Below are 3190 nucleotides of genomic sequence, written 5' to 3'. Positions count from 1 at the left end.
GCGGGGCGGCGGGGGTGGGGCTGGACGGGGGACGGGTACACTGTGCGCGGTGCGATATGTGACCCTGACCCCGTTTTTTCGCGCCTGAAGGCGCTCCTACAAAAGCGGGCGGGGCGGGTCTATGATCGGCCGAGGGACAAAGGGAGGGCTGCGGCATGCGCAACGTCAACCAGATCCTGGCCGGCAAGTCCGAAGGCCTGGTCACGGTGCCCCGGGAGGCACCGGTGCTCGAAGTCATCCGGCTGATGGCCGAAAACCACATCGGTTCGGTGCTGGTGATGCAGGGCGATGAGCTGCTGGGCATCGCCACCGAACGCGACTACGCCCGCAAGGTGATCCTGCAGGGCCGGTCCTCGGCGGAAACGCCGGTCGGCCAGATCATGTCGCACCCGGTGGTCACCGTCACGCCGACCGACACCGCCCAGACCTGCATGGCCGTGATGACCGAACGCCGCATCCGCCACCTGCCGGTCCTTGATGGCGGAAAGGTCGTCGGCATGGTGTCCATCGGCGACCTGGTCAAGGCGGTCATCGAAGACCAGCAGCTGGAAATCGAGCAGCTTCAGCAATACATCGCGAGCTGAAAACCGGGGTCAGAGTCGAATTTCGAAAACCCGGGTCAGAGTCGAATTTCCTCTTGCTTTTCCCCGTCAAGCGTCGCTGCAGGAAATTCGACTCTGACCCGGGTTTTCAGGGCACCACGTGCTGGGTGACGGCGACGAAGTGGCAGGCGCTGCCGCCAAGCACGAAGCCATGCCAGATCGCGTGCGCGAACGGGATGCGCTTGTGCATGTAGAAGTAGGTGCCGGCCGTGTACGACAGGCCGCCGGCGAGCAGCCAGATGATGGTCTCGGTGGGCACCTGGCGCAGGAACGGCCCCAGCGCGGTCACCAGCATCCAGCCCATGCCCAGGTAGATCGCCGTTGACAGGCCCTTGAAGCGGCCGGTGAAGAAGAGCTTGAACACCACGCCGGCCACCGCCAGCGTCCAGATCGCCGCGAACAGCCACCAGCCACCGTCCTCGCGCAGCCCGACCAGGGTGAAGGGCGTGTACGTGCCGGCGATCAGGATGAAGATCGCGCAGTGGTCGAACACCTTCAGCCGCCCGCGCCAGACCAGGTTGCTGGTCATGTGGTACAGCGTCGAAGCGAGGTAAAGCAGGAACAGCGAGGCGCTGAACACGATCGCGCCCGCCAGCTGCCAGCCGTTGCCAAACGCCGCCGACAGCGTGATCAGCACCGAACCGCCCGCCAGCGCCGCCAGCGCGCCCAGCCCGTGGCTGATGGCGTTGGCGAGTTCCTCGCGCGGGGACTCGTGGTCTTTTTCGTATTCGGTCATCGGGCCAGCATGCGCCTGTGGGTTGGAGCGTGAACTCCATTGTGCCGGCATCGCCGCCAATTGTAGGAGCGGCTTCAGCCGCGAATCCCTTCTTTGCCGCAGGCAAAGTGAAAAGATTCGCGGCTGAAGCCGCTCCTACAGGGGGGGGGCGAGGTTCAGTCGACGGCGAGGGCCTGGGCGTGTTCGCGGGTGGCGGCGAATTCGAAGTCCGGCCAGCGCTCCTGGGTCAGCTGCAGGTTCACGCGCGAAGGCGCCAGATAGACCAGCTGGCCGGCGGCGTCGACCGCGAGATTGCTGGCGTTCTTTTCCCGGAACTCTTCCATCTTCTTCGATGTGCCGCCCTTCACCCAGCGCGCAGTGGCCACCGACACCGGCTCGAAGCTGGCGTCGACGCTGTATTCGTCCTTCAGGCGATAGGCCACCACGTCGAACTGCAGCATGCCGACCGCGCCCAGGATCAGGTCGTTGGACATCAGCGGCCGGAAGAACTGCGTGGCGCCCTCTTCGGACAGCTGGGCCAGGCCCTTCTGCAGCTGCTTGAGCTTGAGCGGGTCGCGCAGGCGCGCGCGGCGGAAGAGTTCCGGCGCGAAGTTCGGGATGCCGGTGAAGCCCATCGACTCGCCGGCGCTGAAGGTGTCGCCGATCGAAATGGTGCCGTGGTTGTGCAGGCCGATCACGTCGCCCGGGTAGGCGGTTTCGGCGATCTCGCGGTCGCTGGCCATGAAGGTCAGCGCGTTGGCCAGCTTGTGGTCCTTGCCGCTGCGCACGTGGAAGGCCTTCATGCCGCTTTCGTAGCGGCCCGAACACACGCGCAGAAAGGCCACGCGGTCGCGGTGCTGCGGGTCCATGTTGGCCTGGATCTTGAACACGAAGCCGGAGAAGGTTTCCTCTTCCGGCTGCACGGTGCGCGTGGTGGTGGCGCGCGGGCGCGGCGAGGGCGCGTGTTCGACGAAGAAGTCGAGCAGCGGCTGCACGCCGAAGTTGTTCACCGCCGAACCGAAGAACACCGGCGTCTGCCGGCCTTCCAGGTAGGCCTGCTTGTCGAACGAATGCGAGGCGCCCTGCACCAGTTCAAGTTCGTCGCGCAGGTCGGCCAGCATTTTCTCGCCGATGCGTTCGGCCAGGCCGGGCGCGTCGATGGACGGGAAGATGGTGCTGTCCTGGCGGGTGAAGTTGCGGCCCTGTTCGTACAGGTGCACTTCGCCGCTGATCAGGTGCACCACGCCCTTCAGTCGCTGGCCCATGCCGATCGGCCAGGTGATCGGCGCGCACTGGATGCCGAGCACGCTTTCGACTTCGTCGAGCAGCTCGATCGGCTCCTTGCCCTCGCGGTCGAGCTTGTTGATGAAGGTCATGATCGGCGTGTCGCGCAGCCGGCAGACTTCCATCAGCTTGATCGTGCGGTCCTCGACGCCCTTGGCGACGTCGATCACCATCAGCGCGCTGTCGACGGCGGTGAGCACGCGGTAGGTGTCCTCGCCGAAGTCGGCGTGGCCGGGCGTGTCGAGCAGGTTGACGATGCGGCCCTCGTAGGGGAACTGCATCACCGAGCTGGTGACCGAAATGCCGCGCTCCTTCTCCAGCGCCATCCAGTCGGACGTGGCGTGGCGGGCGGCCTTGCGGCCCTTCACCGAGCCGGCCATCTGGATGGCGCCGCCGAACAGCAGCAGCTTTTCGGTCAGCGTGGTCTTGCCGGCGTCGGGGTGCGAAATGATCGCGAACGTGCGGCGGCGGCGGGTTTCGGTGAGGTGGCTGGACATAAGCCGCTGATTATAGCGAGGATCATGTAGGAGCGCCTTCAGGCGCGAATCTTTTGGCTTTGCCTGCGGCAAAGAAGGGATTCGCGCCTGAA

At 65.5% G+C, this 3190-nt stretch carries 3 protein-coding genes; 1 reads left to right on the top strand and 2 read right to left on the bottom strand.

What is annotated here, in order from left to right:
* Positions 1-155 precede the first annotated feature (155 nt).
* A complete protein-coding gene (locus tag ACE3TE_RS13005) occupies positions 156-584 on the top strand; it encodes a CBS domain-containing protein (protein WP_374605628.1) in 429 nt (142 codons plus the stop codon).
* Positions 585-690: 106 nt separating this feature from the next.
* Here ACE3TE_RS13005 and ACE3TE_RS13000 read toward each other — a convergent pair whose 3' ends face one another.
* Positions 691-1338, bottom strand: coding sequence for a hemolysin III family protein (locus tag ACE3TE_RS13000; RefSeq protein WP_374605626.1), 648 nt, complete (start codon positions 1336-1338; stop codon positions 691-693).
* Between the two features lie 155 nt (positions 1339-1493).
* On the bottom strand, positions 1494-3098 hold the full coding sequence (locus ACE3TE_RS12995) for a peptide chain release factor 3 (protein ID WP_374605624.1): 1605 nt from the start codon (positions 3096-3098) through the stop codon (positions 1494-1496).
* Positions 3099-3190 lie beyond the last annotated feature (92 nt).

Origin of the sequence: Arenimonas sp., assembly GCF_041919775.1 — a bacterium.
Lineage (GTDB): Bacteria > Pseudomonadota > Gammaproteobacteria > Xanthomonadales > Xanthomonadaceae > Arenimonas.
The sequence above is the reverse complement of the archived record's forward strand: the minus strand, read 5'-3'. Positions and strand labels throughout refer to the sequence as shown.